The following is a 17,728-nucleotide window of genomic DNA, read 5'->3' as shown; positions in this document are numbered from 1 at the left end:
AATTAATTTTCTCGTGTCTCTGTCAGCCTAACTATTTTTATCTTAAATGACTAAAATGTGGATTTCAGATGTGAAATCCGCCATTGTAGGCAACGTGTTTGTGTATGATTAGTTGCGTGATTTAAGCACTAAAGTTAGTAAAAAAAACACAGATAGAAAGTCCGCGAGGACTTTCGTAAATTGGCTAAAACCAAGCAATTAATTATACACGGTGTTAGCAACTGGTTATTTTTCTTCAACTTTATGTCCCAACTCAATAAAAAACTCACGCATTAGATTATATGTTTCAGCATCTGCATTTATATGATTTGACATTTTGGTTTCCATATATTCACAGCTTAAGCATACATTCAAAGTTGAAACTATTTTGTTGTCCGAATTATAGAATACGATTGCGTCACGATAAACTGGAGCACACATCCAGCTTGGAACTTCTTTAATCGGAGTATTTAATATTGATTTCAGTTTTTCAATTATTACATTATCGATTTTATATGTCCCTGTTTTTTCAGCTGAAGGATGAAAAATTCCGTCTGAATCAATCAAATATTGAGTATATCCATAAAGTTTATTTAATTGTTTAAATCTCAATATTTCTAATTCTGATAATTGTTTTTTCTTTTTTAAAATTTGAAATTCATTATACTCAGGGTCTTGTATAATTCTCCCATCATATTTTCCACCTCGTTGTAAAGAATAAGTTTCCAAGTAATCGAATTCAAGATTGTTTATATAATTTATTGAAGATATATAAGTGGTTTTGATTTTCATTCTACTTGTTGCTAACGGTTTTTGGTATGTTTTGTAGCGTATTTTAAGCAATAAATTTAGTAAATATTTACCGACCAAGAAAATCCCTTTAGGATTTTCGTAAGTGTGCTAAAACCAAGCTATAGAATATACCAATTGTTAGCAACTGGCTTTATTTAAATCAATCGTTATTTTGTCTTTATAATTCAGATTTTCAAAAAACCTCTGTTGACTCTCAAACTTATAACTATTTTCAATCATTTCCATTCCATAATCAATCGTTTCAATTATCAATTTCATTTCTTCAATCCGATATTCGTTAAACTTATAAATTTGAAAATATCTCGCATATAAAATCGAAACTCCTAATTTTAATAAAATCCACATTGGTGACAATGGAAATGGATTTATCATTTCTTTTCCTCTTATCAACTTTATCCTCAATAAATCATTAACAGGAATCGGTATGGCTGAAATTTTATTCGATAAATTTGAACGCAACAATAATCCGTTTTCAAATAATTCAAAATTATTTTTAGAATCAATTTTAAGAGAATCATTAGAATCTTTTTTATTCTTAAATGTTTTTAGAAAAAATGAAGTCGTTCCAATTACTTTTAAACTTTTCAAATCGGATTTAATCGGTTCTCCAATTAATCGTTTTAGTTTATGGTAATTTATTTCTTTCTCTTTCAGTATCATCGTCATCGTTGCTTGTTGCTAACGTGTTTGTATAGGCTTTGTTGCGGATTTCAAGCACTAAAATAAGTAAATAAAACACAAACAAAGAAAATCCGCGAGGATTTTCGCAAGTAAGCCAATAAAAAGCAATAAAGTTTATACGGTGTTAGCAACCGTTTTATTCCGAAAATGACTGAAAATTTACAAATTAAAATAAATACTAATATTAGCGAGTTAAAGGATAAAATAAGTCAATTTGAAAAGTTAGCAAAGGAGATTGAATCTTTTGAGTTTGAATTTACTATTTCAGATACTCAATAATTCTTTTTCGTAAATCCTCGTTTACATTTTTAAAGTCTAAATTACCTTTCAAATCTTGATTTATGTTTACAGAAACTTCTCCATTTATTTGTTTTAATTCACTTTCAAAGTGTTTAAGTTTTTCGTTATATAAATCAATCATTTTATTTCTTGCTACTTCAAACGCTTGTTTTTCTAGTTTTTTTCTTATGTCCATAATTTAATTTTTTTGTTTTAAAGAATCTAGTTTGTTTTTTAAAGAAAGTAATTCAGTGTTCATATCGTTCAGACGTTTTTGAAAATTATCATCACGTACAACTTTGTCGAATGCCGATTTATGCAATTTCACTATATCTTCTTCTACGCTTTTTGGTTTTACCAATTCTACTCCTATTGATGTAATAATTCCAATTATTCCACCTAATCCAACGTACATAATATTATACCATACGTCATTTTTCAGTCTTTTACTTGTTAGTTGTTTTATTGTACTGTCTAAATTCTTTTCAGTTCTTATATTCTCAAGATATTTTTTAATTCCACCATCTTGAATTACTATTATACTATTTTCAGACAATTCGTAAGTACTAGGGCTTTTTTTTAATTTTAAAATATTTAAAGCCTTTATTATTCTAAAAGCCTTAATATTTATATCAGAATCATAGTTAACACCTACTATACCTTCTTCATAACATTCTTTAATAATTTTATCTATCTCACTAAGTAATTCCTTATCCATAATATTGGTAATGGTTGCTAACGTTTGCGTATAAGAATAGTTGCGGGTTTGCGTGCGAGGAATTTCCGCAGGAAATTCAGACGTAGCAAACATGCAACGACCTTTGATTAAGCACTAAACCGCAATTATTTTTATACATTGTTAGCTTTTAGTGCTTTTTTGTCCGTTTATTTTTTCGTTAATATTTTATTTCAGTCGGCTTTTTAATTCCGTTTTTATGTTTTATTCAGCTCGATTTTCATTCCGCAAACTTGCTCAAATTCCGCTATATATAATTCAGATTTCGAGTTGACAATTCCGCAATTTGCTAAATTCCGATTGAGTGAAATTCCGCTTTTCAATTCAGATTTCGATTCTGCAAACGAGCTAAAAAGTCAGACGCAGTTCGATTCAGAGTTTGAGTGATAATTCAGCTCAATATTCCACATTTCATTTTCAAATTCCGCTTTAAAGGACTTTTGATTTAAACCCGAAATTTGAGGTTTTGCAATGACCTTTAGCATTAAAGCTAACTTGTTATATCCAAACCAAACTAACCGAATATCGTTTTAAATTTCCGGATATCCGTATGTTTTACCTTTTTTATCTCGGTAGTAAGTAGTTTAGATTTGCAATTTTATTTTTTTTACTAATTTAAGGTTTTTTTTTAATTTCAACAGAAAAATACAACCTATTTAACTTTAATTTCTTGTAATAAATTAAATAACTTTTTACGATTTATGGGCTTTGCAATATATGCGTTGCAACCAACATCTATAACTTTTCGCTTATAATTTTCTTGAGTAAATGCCGTATGTCCAATAATGTAAACATCTTTATTAAATGTTCTAATTTTTTGTGTTGCCTCAAAACCATTTAAATGTGGCATCTTAATATCCATTAAAATTAAATCCGTTTCTGGATGCTTTTTTGCTAATTCTACAGCTTCTATTCCGTCTTTTGCGTAATGTAAAGTTTCCGTAACATCTTTTAAAAGTTCTTTTAAAAAATAATACGTAGTGCTATCATCTTCAGCAATAATAATTTTTAAAGTAGAAATTGTTTTTTTTGGTAATTTACCAGCAGATTTTGGAGGCGTAATAGGAGATTCGTTTTTGTTGCTATTAGGAATTCTAACATAAAAAGTACTTCCTTTATTTGGTTCAGATTTTAATTCAATTTTTCCGTTTAATAAATAAATATATCCTTTAGAAATTGAAAGTCCCAACCCAGAGCCTTCAAAACCACTTGAATGAGAAAAATCTGCTTGAACAAATTCTTCAAAAATAGTAGTTTGGTTTTCTATTGGAATTCCTATACCAGTGTCTTTTACCCAAAAATCGGCATATTCATTATTTATTGTGTATTCAATTTGAATATATCCTTCAGAAGTAAATTTTAAAGCATTTTTTATTAAATTGGTAAGTATAGAGTTAATCTTATATTCATCCGTATAAAAGATTATATCTTTTTTTGGGCCAATTTCTTTTAATTTTAAATTTAAACCTTTTGTAGTTGCTTCAGCAGTAAAAAAATCTACTAATTCGTTTACAATTTCTCGAATGTTAACTTTTTTTATTAAGGGTTTTTCTAACCCAGATTCTAATTTAGAAACATCAATAATATTATTAATGGTATTCAACATTCTGTTTCCACTTTGCTGAATAATATTAATAAATTTAGTTTGTTTTTCTGACGAGTAGTCGGCTGTTTTTAATAATTCTGTAAACCCTAAAATTCCATTCATAGGAGTCCTAATTTCATGACTCATATTTGCTAAAAAAGCAGATTTCATTCTATCACTTTCTTCGGCTTTAAATTTTTGAATCTCTAGCTCTTGCATTATTTCTGCATTCACTTCAATTTGATGGCTTAAATCTTTAGTTTTTTTACGTACTTGAATTTGTAAAAACCTATTTACACCTACAAGTAATAAAAATAATAATGTAATAAAAATAATGTATTTTAAATAGTTACGGTAATCAAATGAAGATTTGTCATATTCTGTAATCCATTTATTGTAAATTTCTTCATAAGTTCCATTAGCTAAAATTACTTCCAATCCATTATTAATAATATTTGCTAATTCGGGTGAATTATTAGAAACTTTAAACCCCATATTTCGTTCTAAAATGCGATGGTTTAGAGCTTTAATGTAATTTTTTTTAGCTAATTTGGCATAATACATACCACCAATTCGTTGTCCAAATAGGCAAGTAACGTCTTTTCGCTCAATTTTTTCAATTAAATCATCGTAGTTATTTACATATATAAATTTAGCCGATGGGTTTATTGATAATACATAGTGAACGAGCACATCGTTTTTCCACATAGCAACTAACGGCTCTTTTAATGTTCTAAATTTTTCTAAAGAAAATTTGTTGAAATATTTAGTGTTGTAAAAAAAACAATGAGACGTATTTATAGTAGATCTAGTATATAAATAACTTTGATCATAGCTTCCTGGATAGTGTGTACCTCCAATGGCTTCAACCTTACCGTTATTTAAAGCTTTGTTTATTGCTTGCCAGTTATTTGAACTATAATTAATATCAACATCTTCATATAAATTATTAATAGCGTTTAAAATATCAATATTAAAACCGATTAATTCTCCATTGTTATTTTGGTAATTGTATGGCGGATAATTATTGCTAAATAATACTTTATATTGAGCATTTATTTTGCAAGTGCAAATAAGAATAAAAAAGAAAAGAGTAAAAAAACTATTTTTCATTTGTTACTTAAGGGATTAGTCACAAATTTACAAACATTTGTACAATGTTCATATTAACAATACATTTTTTTTATGAAGTTATTAATAGGTTATAAACTATTATTTTTAGTAAAAATGAGTTTGGATTAATAATTACCAGACAATCTATTTGGTAGTGTTGGGTTGTTTGTTGAAGCAATACTTTTTAAAGCCATATCTAATGGGCTTTTAATTTGAAGTAAATCTTTTTTGCTTACATGAGTATAAATCATAGTAGTTTCTGGTTTTGCGTGTCCTAATAACTCTTGAATATATCTTAAATCAATACCATTTTCTAATAGGTGAGTAGCATAACTATGTCTTAATGTATGTGGTGTTACTTTTTTAGTTATATGGGCAGCTTTACAAGCCGATTTTAAGAAACTTCGTATACTTTCGGCTGAATATTTTTCACTTTCAATTAAACCTTCAACAAAATAACGTTTAGGTACGTAGCTTGTTAGGTAATTTACCATTAGAGGAATAAAACTCTCAGCTAAAATAATATGTCTATCCTTACGACCTTTGGCATTTTTTACAATAATTTGTCGCCTATCTACATCAATATTTTTTAATTCTAAATTTAACAATTCACTTATGCGTAAACCGGCAGAATATATCATTGCCAAAACAGCTCGGTGTTTAAGGTTTTTGGTGCAACGTAGTAAATCAATAACTTCTTCTTTAGATAAAACAGTTGGTAATTTTTTATCTTTTTTGGGTCTAATTAATCGTACTTCATCAATTTCACATTCCGGATAAAAAGCTTTAAACAATTTAATGGCACTAATTAACTGCCTTTGTGTGCTAACACTTAGTTTACGAGGTATAAAAACATCTTCTATAAACAATTCAACATCTTTATTATTAAGCTTTTCTAGAGGTTTATTTTTAATGTAGTCTATAAAATCTGCAATGTGTGTAAAATAGGTTTTAATAGTACTTTCGCTATAGCGTTTACCTTTTAAATATTTTACATATAAGCGTATTATGTTTTTATTTTCTTCGGAAATATTTCTGGGTTTTCTTTCAACAATACGTTCTTCTTTTTTAAAAATAGAAGAATCAAAATGTATGGTTGCTAAACCTTCTAATTGTTCTTTTAATAAATGTATATGTTCTTCAGAAAAAGAAATATACCAAGCTTTTAAGGTTTGGCTCCATTTAAAATTAGGTATAGCCTTTATTTTTTCTTTTAATTCGTAATCAAATGGAAACTTAACCACAAGTTGATTTTCTTTTCGGTGTATAGCTTTACTTAATAAAACTGAAGGTAATTGTATTGATTTTTTCATAGCTTTTCAAATATACATAAAACATTTTAAAGCTTAAGGGTTTGTTTGTAAGCTAGATGGTTTTATTGTTATACCGCGTATTTAAAAGGCTTTTGGGTTAGTGTATTTCTACATTATGTTTAAAATGGATTCTTACAAATGAGTTTACAGCTGTATTATTAATAAACATAGGTGTCCATTTATTTTTGGTTTTTTCTAGAATTTCAATAATTTTTTTATTGGATTTTTTTAAACAACTAATACTTCCTCTAGGTTCAATTAATGCTCCTGTTTTAGTTATAATAAAATAAAATGTGACGTTGCATTTAGAATTTTGAGTATTTCCATATTGAAAAGAATTAGAAAAATAATGTAATAAATTTGAAGAGCCATTAAGCTTAGGCGAATTAATTTTATTTGTATAAAAAACTAATTCTCCGTTATGTGTAAAGTATTTTTGTTTTTGCTTTTTATTTAGAAACAATTTGGACTCGAAAATATATGTTTTACATATTTTATTATTATTTATAGAAAGCATAAGGGTATCAATAGTTACTTTTTTAACTTCATAAAATATATCGTTAACTTTTAATAAACTATCATTAATAGTATAGTTAACTTCTTTTTTTAAACCTAAATTGTTAAATGTAATTAATGCTTTATTTAATGTGTCAAATTCAATATTCCATTTAGAATCATTAATTGGTTTATTAGTAGAACAATTAACTGTTTTATTTAAAAACCATTTGGTATTAAAGCTGTTTTTTTGAGTGTAAAAATTTATTGAGTAAAAAAATAAAAATAGCGCAATTATAAATTTCATTTTTTAAACTTTAAAGTAACTAATTATTATTGTTTTTAAAATTACTAGGTATTAAATCAATGCCTTTTTTTTCTGCAGCTTTTAAAATAAACGGTATAAGTAGGGTAGCACCAGGAATTAAAACAAAAGGTACGCCAATACCTAAAATTTTAAAAACATCATAAACCTGAGTTTTTAAATGTTTTTCTTCTAGCTTACTTATTTTTTGTTTTGCAACAAACTTTAATATAATCCGTGAAGTTTCTTTAGAATCTACAGCTTCGTTTTTTAAACCAATTAAAAAAGAAGAAAAAGCCTTTGCAGTTTTAACTCTATTACTTTTAACAACATCTGCAAATTCTATTTTACCATTTTTTTCAAAAATGGATAAATCTATATTTAAAAATGTTTTTTGCTTAGTCATTAATTTTAATTGTTGTTAAAGTGGTAAATATACTATTTAATTTAAATGCTCTCTGTTTTATTAAACTTAGACCAAACGTTATTTAGCAAAAAGTATTTGTTATTATTAAATATTTAACAAATATTAATTTTTTGTAAATTTTTAAGTTTAGTAGTATGTCAAAACTAAAGTTATTTATATATTTGTTCTTCAAAATTAAAGAAATGACATTTATTCAATTACATCATCATCATTTAAATACTTGCAATCAAGCGAGCTGAAGATGTATTGAATTTAGTTAAAATATATTTTAAACCCGTTTGAGTAAATCAAGCGGGTTTTTATTTGTAAATTCAGCACGTTTACTTAAACACATTAATAAATAAAATGAGTAAAATTAAAATCGCAGTTCAAAAATCAGGAAGATTAAACCAAGATTCATTAAAACTATTAAAAGATTGTGGAATTTCTATAGATAATGGAAAAGATCAATTAAAGGCTTCAGCAAGTAATTTTCCAATGGAAGTATTATACTTACGTAATGGAGATATTCCTCAATATTTAAGAGATGGAGTAGTAGATATTGCTATAATTGGAGAAAATGTTTTAATAGAAAAAGGTACAGATATTATTACTGCAGAAAAGTTAGGCTTTTCTAAATGTAGAGTCTCCTTAGCTGTACCTAAGGATGTTGAGTACAATTCTATTCAAGATTTAGATGGTAAGCGTATTGCAACTTCATACCCAAATACCGTAATTGAATATTTTAAAAAGTTTAACATAACACCAGATATTCACATAATTAATGGTTCTGTAGAAATTGCACCAAATATTGGGTTGGCAGATGCTATTTGTGATATTGTTTCGAGCGGAAGTACGTTATTTAAAAATAACTTAAAAGAAGTTGAAAAAATGTTAACTAGTGAAGCTGTTTTAGCAGTTTCGCCAAATATTTCTTCTGAAAATCAAGAAATTTTGAATAAATTACAGTTTAGAATTCAAGCCGTATTAAAAGGGCGAAAATCTAAATATGTTTTAATGAATGCACCAAACGAAAAAGTAGATAAAATTATAAGTTTATTACCAGGTATGCGTAGTCCTACGGTATTACCTTTGGCTGAAGAAGGTTGGAGTTCTATTCACACAGTAATTGAAAAAAATTCTTTTTGGGAAGTAATTGACGAGTTAAAAGAAAATGGAGCAGAAGGATTATTAGTTGTGCCAATTGAAAAAATGGTATTATAATTTTAGTTAAAGTGTTGATTTGTTTAAAAGTTTAGAGGTAAATTATTATGCAATTAAATAGAATATTGAGAATTATCAATTACACAAATCAACAGTTAAACGGTTAAACAGAAATTAAAAAATGAATAAAATAATAAACCCTGCCAAAAGTGAATGGTCTCAAATTTTACAAAGACCAACACAAACAATAGCTGATATTGAAGAAACTGTTACCGCAATTTTTGACGATATTAAACGAAACGGAAACGATGGCGTAAAACGTTACACATCTATTTTTGATGGTGTAGAGTTAGATGATTTATTTGTTTCTGAAGAAGAAATAAAAGAAGCAGAAAATCAAGTTTCAGAAGAGTTAAAAAAAGCTATTGAAGTTTCAAAAAATAATATTTACAAGTTTCATGCAGCTCAAAAAACAGAAAAAGTTTTAGTCGAAACAACTGCAGGAGTTGAGTGTTGGCAAGAAAAACGACCAATTCAAAAAGTTGGTTTGTACATTCCAGGTGGTACGGCTCCTTTATTCTCATCTGTTTTAATGTTGGCTATTCCTGCTCAAATTGCAGGTTGTAAAGAAATAGTTTTATCTACACCACCAAATAAACAGGGAAAAATTAATCCAGCAATAATTTATGCAGCACAGCAATGTGGTGTTACTAAAATTGTAAAAGCAGGAGGTATACAGGCAATTGCAGGTTTAACATTTGGTACAGAAACAATTCCGCAGGTTTATAAAATATTTGGGCCAGGAAATCAATTTGTTACAGTAGCAAAGCAATTAGCAACTAAATATGGAGTAGCAATAGATATGCCGGCAGGTCCAAGTGAATTATTAGTAGTGGCAGATGATACGGCCAATGCTAGCTTTGTTGCTTCAGATTTATTAAGTCAGGCAGAACACGGTACAGATAGCCAAGTAATTTTAGTTTCTACTTCAAAAGAAAAGTTAAATGAAGTTGAAAAGGAATTAGAAATTCAAATAGAAGAATTAAGCAGAAAAAAAATAGCGAAAAAAGCCATAAAAAACTCTAAACTTATTTTTGTTGAAACTAAAGAAGTAGCTTTAGAAATGATAAACGAATATGGTCCAGAACATTTTATTGTTTGTACAGCAAATGATAATTTTTATGTTGAAGGTATTGAAAATGCAGGATCTGTTTTTATAGGTAACTATACGCCAGAAAGTGCAGGTGATTATGCTTCGGGTACAAATCATACATTGCCTACAAATGGATATACAAAAGCATATTCAGGTGTAAATTTAGATTCGTTTTTAAAAGCAATTTCTTTTCAGAAAATTTCTGAAGAAGGTATAAAAAATATTGGAAATGCTATAGAAATATTGGCTGGAGCAGAAGGATTAGACGCGCATAAAAATGCAGTAACATTAAGATTAAATAAATTGAAGTGAAATAGAAAAACAAAAAACTAACTAACCCAAATAAAAAATGAAAATCGAGAAACTAATCAGAGAGAACATCCGGGCAATGAAGCCTTATTCTTCCGCAAGAGATGAATTTAAAGATTTCGATACTGAGATGATTTTTTTAGATGCCAACGAAAACCCTCACGAAAACGGAGTAAATAGGTATCCAGATCCACAACAAAAAACTGTTAAAACAGAACTAGTAAAATTAAAGAAGGTAAAAGAATCTCAAATTTTATTAGGTAACGGTAGCGATGAAGTATTAGATTTAATTTTTAGAGCTTTTTGTGAACCAAAAGAAGATAACATAATAACATTGCCACCAACTTATGGTATGTATAGTGTGTTAGCCAATTTAAACAATATTGAAAATAGAGAAATTGTTTTAACTAAAAACTTCGAACCTTCAGTAAAAAACATTTTAGAAGGAGCAGATAAAAATTCAAAAATATTGTTTTTATGCTCTCCTAATAATCCAACGGGAAATTCATTTTCTAAAGAAAGTGTAGAAGTTTTGTTAAATACATTTCCAGGTATAGTTGTAATTGATGAAGCTTATATAGATTTTTCCGAACATAAAAGTTGGTTAGATCGCTTAAACGAGTTTCCAAATTTAATTATTACTCAAACATTTTCTAAAGCCTATGCTATGGCAGGAGTTAGATTAGGTATATGTTATGCTTCAGAAGAAATTATAGCGGTTTTAAACAAAATTAAACCACCATATAATATCAACGATTTAACACAGAAATGCGCTTTAAAAAGGTTTACAAAGCTAGATGATTTAAAGGACGACGTAAAAAACATTTTAAAAGAAAGAGCAAGATTAATTCAGGGGCTTAAAGAAATTTCATTTGTTGAAAAAATTTACCCTAGTGATGCTAATTTTGTGTTAGTAGTAGTTGATAATGCAACAAAAAGATACAATCAATTAATAGAAAAGGGTATAGTAATTAGAAACAGAACTACACAACCTTTATGCGAAAACACCTTACGTTTTACCGTAGGTACTAAAAAAGAAACTAAGCTTTTAATAAAAGCATTGAACGAAATATAATATGAGTAAGAAAGTTTTATTTATAGACAGAGATGGTACAATAATAAAAGAAACCATTGATGAGCAAATAGACGCATTTGAAAAAATGATATTTTACCCAAAAGCATTTACGTTTTTAGGTAGAATAGCAAAAGAGTTAGATTATGAATTGGTTATGATAACTAATCAAGATGGTTTAGGAACCGATGTTTTTCCTGAAGATACATTTTGGCCTGTTCATAATTTTATAATGAAATCTTTTGAGAATGAAGGTGTTGTTTTTGATAAAGTGTTTTTAGATAGAACTTTTCCGCACGAAAATGCAAATACTCGTAAACCAGGTACTGGCTTATTGACTGAATATTTTTCTGAAGAGTACGATCTAGAAAACTCGTTTGTAATTGGAGATCGTTTAACAGATATTGAATTGGCTAAGAACTTAGGTTCAAAAGGAATTTATATAAACGACAATACAAATCTTGGTACAGGAGAAATTACTGTAAAACGCGATGAGTTAGACACTATTATTGCGTTAGAAAGTAACGATTGGGAGCAAATTTATGAGTTTTTAAAACTAGAAAATAGAACAGCCGAATTAACACGTAACACCAACGAAACTAAGATTTATATAAAATTAAACTTAGACGGAACCGGCAAGAGTGAAATTTCAACAGGTTTAGCATTTTTTGATCATATGTTAGACCAAATTGCACGCCACGGTAATATGGATTTAACCATTAAAGTTAAAGGAGATTTAGAAGTAGATGAGCACCATACGGTAGAAGATACTATGATTGCTTTAGGTGAAGTGTTTGCCAAAGCCTTAGGAAATAAGTTAGGTATTGAACGTTATGGGTTTTGTTTACCAATGGACGATTGTTTGGCACAAGTTGCTATTGATTTTGGGGGAAGAAATTGGCTGGTTTGGGAAGCAGACTTTAAACGTGAAATGATTGGTAAAATGCCAACAGAAATGTTTTATCACTTATTTAAATCGTTTACTGATGGTGCGCGATGTAATTTAAATATTAAAGCAGAAGGTGTAAATGAACATCATAAAATTGAAGGAATTTTTAAAGCGTTTGCAAAAGCTATAAAAGCTGCTGTTAAACGTGATCCAGAAAAAATGATTTTACCAAGCACAAAAGGAATGCTTTAAGTGTTGTTAGTTTTTGGTTGCTGGTTTTTAGCCAACAACAAACAACTAATAACAAACAACTAAATAGAATAAATGAAAATAGTAATAATAAATTACGGAGCAGGAAATATACAATCTATAAAGTTTGCAATAAAACGTTTAGGTTATGAAGCTGTTTTAACAGATAATGAAGAGGAGATTAGAAATGCTGATAAGGTAATTTTTCCTGGTGTAGGTGAGGCGAGTAGTGCAATGGAAAAATTGAAGCACACAGGTTTAGACAAAGTTATACCAACATTAAAACAACCAGTTTTGGGTATTTGCTTGGGTATGCAGCTAATGTGTAAATATTGCGAAGAAGGTAATACAAACGGTTTAAATATTTTTGATGTAGATGTAATTAAATTTGATGGCTCTGAAAAAGTTCCACAAATTGGTTGGAATCAAATTGAAAATTTAAAATCGGATTTATTTAAAGGTATTAAAGAGAAAGAATATATGTATTTAGTACATAGCTTTTATGTTACTTTAAATGAAGAAACCATTGCTACAACTAATTACGGAATTAAATATGCTTCAGCATTAAAAGAAAAAAACTTTTATGGAGTGCAATTTCATCCAGAAAAAAGTAGCAAAGCTGGAGCGCAAATTTTACAAAACTTTTTAGAGTTGTAGAAAGGAGAATGTTATTCCTGTGAAAACAGGAATTAATACAGCGTTAAAAATAAATTCCTGCCTGCGATAGGAATGACAATATTAAATAAAATACGTCACCCTGAACTTGTTTTAGGGTTCCATTACAAATTGAAAATTAGGTAAGATGCTGAATCAAGTTCAGCATGACGAATTAAAAAATATAATTAGTAAACAATGAGAATTATACCAGCAATAGATATTATAAACGGAAAATGTGTTCGCCTATCAAAAGGAGATTATACAACGGAAAAGGTATACAATGAAAACCCGTTAGAAGTAGCAAAAATGTTTCAAGATCACGGTGTTAAACATTTGCATTTAGTTGATTTAGATGGCGCAAAAGCAAGTCATATTGTTAATTATAAAGTGTTAGAAACAATTGCTTCAAATACAGATTTATCTATTGATTTTGGAGGTGGTTTAAAATCAAACGAAGATTTAAAAATTGCTTTTGAAAGTGGAGCGAACCAAATTACAGGAGGAAGTATTGCTGTTAAAAATCCAATTATTTTTAAAGAATGGTTAGGTAAATATGGTTCGGATAAAATTATTTTAGGAGCTGATGCTAATAATGAGAAAGTTGCTGTTGGTGGTTGGTTAGAAGAAAGTGATAAAGAGTTAGTTCCTTTTATACAAGGATACGAGAAAGAAGGTGTTAGTTATGTTATTTGTACAGATATTTCTAAAGATGGAATGTTACAAGGACCATCGTTTGATTTATATCAGAAAATATTGAATGAAACTAATAATATAAAACTAATTGCATCTGGAGGAATTTCAACCTATGATGAATTACCACGTTTAAAAGAAATGGGATGCGAAGGAACCATTGTTGGTAAAGCAATTTACGAACATAAAATTAGTATGAAGCAAATAGAACAATTTATATTAAATAGTTAATAATTGAATATCATTCCTGTGAAAACAGGAATCCAAACAGTTAAAAAATAGATTCCTGCCTATGTAGGAATGACAAAAATATATAGTTAAGTATCATAGTTGCTAAATACCAGTTACTAGATACCATATACCAAAATTAAATGTTAACAAAAAGAATAGTTCCTTGTTTAGATATTAAGGATGGAAGAACAGTAAAAGGCGTAAATTTTGTAGATTTACGTGATGCTGGAGATCCGGTAGAATTAGCGGAAATTTATGCAAATGAAGGTGCAGATGAGTTGGTGTTTTTAGATATTACAGCAACAGAACAAAAGCGTAGAACCTTAGCCGAATTAGTAATGCACGTTGCTGAAAAAGTAAATATTCCGTTTACAGTTGGTGGTGGAATTTCATCTGTTGAAGATGTAGATTTATTGTTGAATTCTGGAGCAGATAAAGTTTCTATTAATTCTTCAGCAGTAAAAAATCCACAATTAATAAACGATTTGGCTGCAAAATTTGGTAGTCAATGTGTTGTTGTTGCTATTGATGCAAAACAAATTGATGGAGAATGGATGGTGCATTTAGTAGGTGGAAAGGTACCTACAGATATTAAATTATTTGAATGGGCAAAAGAAGTTGAAGAACGTGGAGCTGGTGAAATTTTATTTACTTCTATGAATCACGATGGAACTAAAAATGGTTTTGCAAATAAAGCTTTGGCGCATTTAAGCGATTTGGTAAATATTCCAATAATAGCTTCTGGTGGAGCAGGAAATATGCAGCATTTTGCAGATACATTTATTGATGGTAAAGCAGATGCCGCATTGGCAGCTAGTGTATTTCATTTTAAAGAAATTGAAATAGTAGATTTAAAAAAGGAATTAAAAAAGAAAAATATACCTGTAAGGTTGTAGTAAATAGTTGTCATTCTGAAAGAAGAGAAACGTATTGAAGAATCTCACATTTGGTTTAGAGATCCTTCGTTATCACTCAGGATGACGGTTAAAATAATATTATAAGAAATAATTATGACAATAGATTTCAATAAAAATAATGATGGCTTAGTACCAGCTATTATTCAAGATTTTGTAACAAGACAAGTGTTAATGTTAGGCTATATGAATAAAGAAGCCTACGAGAAAACAGTTAAAACTGGTAAGGTTACTTTTTTTAGTAGAACTAAAAATAGATTATGGACAAAAGGTGAAGAAAGTGGTAATTTTTTAAACTTAGTTTCTGTAAAAAACGATTGTGATAATGATACTTTATTAATAAAAGTTAAGCCAGTTGGAGCAACTTGTCATACTGGATCAGATACTTGTTGGGATGAAACTAATGAAGCTTCGTTTGGATTTCTATCGGAACTTGAAAATGTTATTACAAGTAGAAGAATGAATGCAGATTCTGAAAAGAGTTATGTAGCTTCATTATTCAAAAAAGGAATTAATAAAATTGCACAGAAAGTAGGAGAGGAAGCTGTTGAAATAGTTATTGAAGCAAAAGATGATAATGAAGAATTGTTTTTAAATGAAGGAGCCGATTTACTATTTCATTATTTAATTTTATTACAAGCTAAAGGTTATACTTTAAAAGATATTGTAAAAATATTAGAAGGTAGGCATTAATAGTATTCAATTATAACTAAATAGTAAAACCCGCATTTTTTTATAAAACGCGGGTTTTTTATAGTCAATTTTATACGCTTTTATTTCCAGGTTGCCTCATTAATTCTTGTAGTTCATCAAGTTTATGTTCATATACTTCTTTTGGAGATATATTATATTTAGAACATAAAGAAGCTGCTTTTCCTACAATTTCTCCCATCATACCACAAGTTTTCATAACTCGTATTGGCCCAATTCCTTCTCTTGTTACGCTAATATCTCTTCCTGCCATAAATAAATTATTAATATTACGGCTGTATAATGTTCGGTAAGGAGCCCAGTAAATTCCTTTATATTTATACTTGTTTTGTTTGCCTGTAGTGGCTTGTGAAATAAACTCATTTCCTTTTAAGTCATCATCGTAATCTTTGTGTGGAGTATGAATATCAATATGCCAAGAACAAGGAAATGCAGGGTCAGGAAATGTTTTATGATCTCTAAAATTATCAGCACTTAAAATTACATCTCCTAAAAGCCTTCTTGATTCCCTTTTTCCAGCAATGTATGCCGACCAACCCAACCTGTGATTTGGATAGAGTTTATCAACATTTTTTAGAGCATCCCAAGCACCATACATTGCTCTAAGGTTTAAATCTCTAATAATTTCAACATCAGTTATTGGATTTTTATCAAAACCGCTTTCCCAAAACCAACCACCTAAATTTCCTAAAGGATCTTCGCCACCCCATTGACCTTTATAATTTTTTCTGCCAGGAAAAGGTTTATCTGTTAAATCAATTGCCCAAGGACAACGAGGGAATGGTTGTTCGGTTTTACCTATGTCACATGAAATAGTTAGAGCAGCCTTATCTTTACAGTCACATTCAAGAACCTCTTTTTTATTAGAGGCATCAAGAACATTCCATAAATTAGACATACCCATTACACCTACGCTAGAGATTTCAAAATCAGCTCCTGCCATAAAACCAACAGTGGCATCACCTGTGCAATCTGAAAAATAATTAGCCTTTATACTTGTATGTTCTGCAGTTTTAGTGTTTTGAGATACTACTGATAATATTTTTCCGTTTTTTTGTTTCACATTAATTACTCTCTCTTCTGTCATTAATGTAATTCTAGGTTCTGCTTTAACAACTGCCATTTTACGTGCATCGTTATAGGCGATTCCTCCTCCAGCATTTTTAGATTTAAATTTTGGGGTAAATAAATCTGGAGATATTTCTGCTACTATATCACCAATATGCGGATAGGGTTCTTGTTGAATTTTCCCTTCAGGCCAAACCCTAACTTCAGAACTTCCATTACCACCTAAAACAGTTCTATCTTGAATTAAAACAACATTTAAACCGTTTCTTGCTGCAGAAATAGCCGCACATGTACCAGCAAATCCGCCTCCAACTATCGCTAAATCAAAAGAGCCACCATCTTTCGGTTTTTCAGGTAGTCCTAATAAATTTCTTCTGAATTTGGTAAGTGCCTCTATATTATTAGAAGGTTCAAAATCAATATCTTTACAAAATAGAATTGCTTCACACCTACCTTCAAAACCAGTTAAATCATGTAAGCTTACTTTTGCAGTTTCATCAACTGTAACTAGTCCGCCATCGTGCCAATGCCATTCAGCTCCTTTGGTTCCAAAAGTTTCATTTAGAGGTTCACTGTTAATTAATAATTGAAATTTACCTGGAGCTCCTTCAACTTTCCAAGGAGCAACCCAATCGCGAGTTCTTACCCAAACTCTATAAGTTCCTTTAGAAGGAAATTCAATTTCGGTGGTTGCATCTTCAACAGGTATTCCAAGTCCGTGTGCTAATAAATACGGAGATCCCATTTGTTCCATAGATTGTTGATCTAAATCCCAACCACCTAAATTCTCAAATTGTTCTGCTTCTAAAAAAACAAATTCATTATTTTTTTTGTTTGAAACACAAGCTGTTAAACCTCCTGCTAAAATGGCTAAACTAGCACATCCTAAAGTTCCAATAAATTGTTTTCTGTTCATA

The 17,728-nt window shown here is 29.2% G+C and carries 18 protein-coding genes; 9 read left to right on the top strand and 9 right to left on the bottom strand.

The genetic code is table 11. The annotated features are described in order from the left end of the window. Positions 1 to 225: 225 nt before the first annotated feature. Entirely contained in the window at positions 226 to 822 is a 597-nt protein-coding gene (locus BLU40_RS07700) for a hypothetical protein (protein ID WP_245729911.1), read from the bottom strand. An 87-nt stretch (positions 823 to 909) separates the two neighbouring features. Then, positions 910 to 1,452 carry a hypothetical protein gene (locus tag BLU40_RS07695; RefSeq protein ID WP_090121895.1) on the bottom strand — a complete coding sequence of 181 codons (543 nt, stop codon included), beginning with the start codon at positions 1,450 to 1,452 and terminating at the stop codon, positions 910 to 912. Between the two features lie 168 nt (positions 1,453 to 1,620). On the opposite strand from BLU40_RS07695, the gene BLU40_RS17835 reads away from it, so the two are divergent. Further along, positions 1,621 to 1,752, top strand: a complete 132-nt coding sequence (locus tag BLU40_RS17835; RefSeq protein ID WP_262493706.1) for a hypothetical protein — start codon at positions 1,621 to 1,623, stop codon at positions 1,750 to 1,752. Here BLU40_RS17835 and BLU40_RS07690 read toward each other — a convergent pair. From BLU40_RS07690 to BLU40_RS07665, 6 genes are all read right to left on the bottom strand, one after another. Continuing rightward, positions 1,733 to 1,948: a lipase chaperone gene (locus BLU40_RS07690; RefSeq protein ID WP_090121894.1), complete on the bottom strand. Its 216-nt coding sequence runs from the start codon at positions 1,946 to 1,948 to the stop codon at positions 1,733 to 1,735. The genes BLU40_RS17835 and BLU40_RS07690 overlap by 20 nt on opposite strands. A gap of 3 nt (positions 1,949 to 1,951) precedes the next feature. After that, on the bottom strand, positions 1,952 to 2,563 hold the full coding sequence (locus tag BLU40_RS07685; protein WP_090121891.1) for a hypothetical protein: 612 nt from the start codon (positions 2,561 to 2,563) through the stop codon (positions 1,952 to 1,954). A 577-nt stretch (positions 2,564 to 3,140) separates the two neighbouring features. Then, entirely contained in the window at positions 3,141 to 5,186 is a 2,046-nt protein-coding gene (locus BLU40_RS07680; RefSeq protein WP_090121888.1) for an ATP-binding protein, read from the bottom strand. Between the two features lie 125 nt (positions 5,187 to 5,311). Then, complete coding sequence (locus BLU40_RS07675; RefSeq protein WP_090121885.1) at positions 5,312 to 6,499, bottom strand: tyrosine-type recombinase/integrase; 1,188 nt, start codon at positions 6,497 to 6,499, stop codon at positions 5,312 to 5,314. A 97-nt stretch (positions 6,500 to 6,596) separates the two neighbouring features. Further along, positions 6,597 to 7,301, bottom strand: coding sequence for a hypothetical protein (locus BLU40_RS07670; protein ID WP_090121881.1), 705 nt, complete (start codon positions 7,299 to 7,301; stop codon positions 6,597 to 6,599). Between the two features lie 19 nt (positions 7,302 to 7,320). Continuing rightward, complete coding sequence (locus BLU40_RS07665) at positions 7,321 to 7,704, bottom strand: LETM1 domain-containing protein (protein WP_090121878.1); 384 nt, start codon at positions 7,702 to 7,704, stop codon at positions 7,321 to 7,323. Between the two features lie 366 nt (positions 7,705 to 8,070). On the opposite strand from BLU40_RS07665, the gene hisG reads away from it, so the two are divergent. The 8 genes from hisG to hisIE all read left to right on the top strand — a co-directional run bounded on the left by hisG (position 8,071) and on the right by hisIE (position 15,725). Further along, the gene (gene hisG / locus BLU40_RS07660; protein WP_090121874.1) at positions 8,071 to 8,928 is read left to right on the top strand and encodes an ATP phosphoribosyltransferase; all 858 of its coding nucleotides are present in this window, start codon (positions 8,071 to 8,073) and stop codon (positions 8,926 to 8,928) included. Positions 8,929 to 9,049: 121 nt separating this feature from the next. Then, positions 9,050 to 10,333, top strand: a complete 1,284-nt coding sequence (gene hisD / locus BLU40_RS07655; protein ID WP_090121871.1) for a histidinol dehydrogenase — start codon at positions 9,050 to 9,052, stop codon at positions 10,331 to 10,333. A 37-nt stretch (positions 10,334 to 10,370) separates the two neighbouring features. Then, positions 10,371 to 11,405 carry a histidinol-phosphate transaminase gene (gene hisC / locus BLU40_RS07650; RefSeq protein WP_090121869.1) on the top strand — a complete coding sequence of 345 codons (1,035 nt, stop codon included), beginning with the start codon at positions 10,371 to 10,373 and terminating at the stop codon, positions 11,403 to 11,405. A gap of 1 nt (position 11,406) precedes the next feature. Beyond that, positions 11,407 to 12,543 (top strand): bifunctional histidinol-phosphatase/imidazoleglycerol-phosphate dehydratase HisB, encoded by a 1,137-nt coding sequence (gene hisB, locus BLU40_RS07645; RefSeq protein ID WP_090121867.1) that lies wholly within the window; start codon positions 11,407 to 11,409, stop codon positions 12,541 to 12,543. Between the two features lie 72 nt (positions 12,544 to 12,615). After that, positions 12,616 to 13,197 carry an imidazole glycerol phosphate synthase subunit HisH gene (gene hisH, locus BLU40_RS07640; protein WP_090121864.1) on the top strand — a complete coding sequence of 194 codons (582 nt, stop codon included), beginning with the start codon at positions 12,616 to 12,618 and terminating at the stop codon, positions 13,195 to 13,197. Between the two features lie 195 nt (positions 13,198 to 13,392). Beyond that, positions 13,393 to 14,118 carry a 1-(5-phosphoribosyl)-5-[(5-phosphoribosylamino)methylideneamino]imidazole-4-carboxamide isomerase gene (gene hisA / locus BLU40_RS07635; RefSeq protein WP_090121860.1) on the top strand — a complete coding sequence of 242 codons (726 nt, stop codon included), beginning with the start codon at positions 13,393 to 13,395 and terminating at the stop codon, positions 14,116 to 14,118. Between the two features lie 140 nt (positions 14,119 to 14,258). Further along, positions 14,259 to 15,014 carry an imidazole glycerol phosphate synthase subunit HisF gene (hisF, locus tag BLU40_RS07630; protein WP_090121855.1) on the top strand — a complete coding sequence of 252 codons (756 nt, stop codon included), beginning with the start codon at positions 14,259 to 14,261 and terminating at the stop codon, positions 15,012 to 15,014. Positions 15,015 to 15,128: 114 nt separating this feature from the next. After that, positions 15,129 to 15,725: a bifunctional phosphoribosyl-AMP cyclohydrolase/phosphoribosyl-ATP diphosphatase HisIE gene (hisIE, locus tag BLU40_RS07625; protein ID WP_090121851.1), complete on the top strand. Its 597-nt coding sequence runs from the start codon at positions 15,129 to 15,131 to the stop codon at positions 15,723 to 15,725. A 70-nt stretch (positions 15,726 to 15,795) separates the two neighbouring features. On the opposite strand, the gene BLU40_RS07620 is transcribed toward hisIE, so the two are convergent. Next, entirely contained in the window at positions 15,796 to 17,727 is a 1,932-nt protein-coding gene (locus tag BLU40_RS07620) for an FAD-dependent oxidoreductase (protein ID WP_090121849.1), read from the bottom strand. Position 17,728: the final 1 nt, after the last annotated feature.

The organism is Lutibacter oricola, assembly GCF_900106565.1.
GTDB classification, from domain to species: domain Bacteria; phylum Bacteroidota; class Bacteroidia; order Flavobacteriales; family Flavobacteriaceae; genus Lutibacter; species Lutibacter oricola.
Note: the sequence above shows the minus strand (reverse complement) of the source record. Positions and strands in the feature narration are given on the sequence as shown.

Excerpts from the sequence above, each read along its gene's own strand:
- BLU40_RS07675 (WP_090121885.1), bottom strand. The coding sequence starts at position 6,499 with ATGAAAAAATCAATACAATTACCTTCAGTTTTATTAAGTAAAGCTATA.
- BLU40_RS07685 (WP_090121891.1), bottom strand. The coding sequence starts at position 2,563 with ATGTTTGCTACGTCTGAATTTCCTGCGGAAATTCCTCGCACGCAAACC.
- BLU40_RS07680 (WP_090121888.1), bottom strand. The coding sequence starts at position 5,186 with ATGAAAAATAGTTTTTTTACTCTTTTCTTTTTTATTCTTATTTGCACT.
- BLU40_RS07665 (WP_090121878.1), bottom strand. The coding sequence starts at position 7,704 with ATGACTAAGCAAAAAACATTTTTAAATATAGATTTATCCATTTTTGAA.
- BLU40_RS07620 (WP_090121849.1), bottom strand. The coding sequence starts at position 17,727 with ATGAACAGAAAACAATTTATTGGAACTTTAGGATGTGCTAGTTTAGCC.
- BLU40_RS17835 (WP_262493706.1), top strand. The coding sequence starts at position 1,621 with ATGACTGAAAATTTACAAATTAAAATAAATACTAATATTAGCGAGTTA.
- BLU40_RS07695 (WP_090121895.1), bottom strand. The coding sequence starts at position 1,452 with ATGATACTGAAAGAGAAAGAAATAAATTACCATAAACTAAAACGATTA.
- hisG (WP_090121874.1), top strand. The coding sequence starts at position 8,071 with ATGAGTAAAATTAAAATCGCAGTTCAAAAATCAGGAAGATTAAACCAA.
- hisH (WP_090121864.1), top strand. The coding sequence starts at position 12,616 with ATGAAAATAGTAATAATAAATTACGGAGCAGGAAATATACAATCTATA.
- hisD (WP_090121871.1), top strand. The coding sequence starts at position 9,050 with ATGAATAAAATAATAAACCCTGCCAAAAGTGAATGGTCTCAAATTTTA.
- hisIE (WP_090121851.1), top strand. The coding sequence starts at position 15,129 with ATGACAATAGATTTCAATAAAAATAATGATGGCTTAGTACCAGCTATT.
- hisC (WP_090121869.1), top strand. The coding sequence starts at position 10,371 with ATGAAAATCGAGAAACTAATCAGAGAGAACATCCGGGCAATGAAGCCT.
- hisB (WP_090121867.1), top strand. The coding sequence starts at position 11,407 with ATGAGTAAGAAAGTTTTATTTATAGACAGAGATGGTACAATAATAAAA.
- hisF (WP_090121855.1), top strand. The coding sequence starts at position 14,259 with ATGTTAACAAAAAGAATAGTTCCTTGTTTAGATATTAAGGATGGAAGA.
- BLU40_RS07670 (WP_090121881.1), bottom strand. The coding sequence starts at position 7,301 with ATGAAATTTATAATTGCGCTATTTTTATTTTTTTACTCAATAAATTTT.
- hisA (WP_090121860.1), top strand. The coding sequence starts at position 13,393 with ATGAGAATTATACCAGCAATAGATATTATAAACGGAAAATGTGTTCGC.
- BLU40_RS07690 (WP_090121894.1), bottom strand. The coding sequence starts at position 1,948 with ATGGACATAAGAAAAAAACTAGAAAAACAAGCGTTTGAAGTAGCAAGA.